Raw genomic sequence first — 564 nt, 5'->3', positions numbered from 1 at the left:
ATAGGCGATCTGCTTGGGCGTGGCGGGCAGGGCGAATGTGGTCTCTTCCATCGGGGCGGTCTCCCTATCTGGCGTGTCTTTCATTATAGAACATAGAGAGAACAAAAGCAAGTCAGCTATCACAATCACAGGGGTTTTGAGAGCTTGAGGAGGGCTGGGAAAGATCAGGCCTGAGGGTGCCCGAGAGAGGGTGTCCGGGCCTGATCCTGTCCCTCATTCCGGAGTTTCCCGATGACCCATGTTACCCCTGTTGTTCAGATGCGCGCGCTTGCGCCTGTTGTTCCCATCCCGTCGCCCGATACGGCCGCTGCGGTCTTACGCGTGGCCGAGGCGCTGCAGCCTGATCTGGCGCAAGGCTTCCAGATCGACGCGCTGCGCCTGCGCGTTGAGATGGAACGCGCCTTTGGTGGCTTTGATGCCGACGGTGCCTGGGACTGGAAGCTCGCCTATGAGGCGGGCGAGGTGGCGCTGGTCCTCTTCCTGCGCAAATTCGGCCGCGCGCTTCTGGCGCGGGCCGGATCGCCCGCAGCGCTTCTGCCGATCCTTGCCAAGGTGGCGGGCCTG

At 62.6% G+C, this 564-nt stretch carries 1 protein-coding gene; it reads left to right on the top strand.

From position 1 onward, the window contains the following. Positions 1–231: 231 nt before the first annotated feature. Positions 232–564: hypothetical protein (locus ACTIEN_RS22315; protein ID WP_439525324.1), on the top strand; the 333-nt coding region annotated here is incomplete at its 3' end.

The organism is Marivita sp., assembly GCF_051859345.1.
Taxonomy (GTDB): Bacteria; Pseudomonadota; Alphaproteobacteria; order Rhodobacterales; family Rhodobacteraceae; genus Marivita.
The sequence above is the reverse complement of the archived record's forward strand: the minus strand, read 5'-3'. Positions and strand labels throughout refer to the sequence as shown.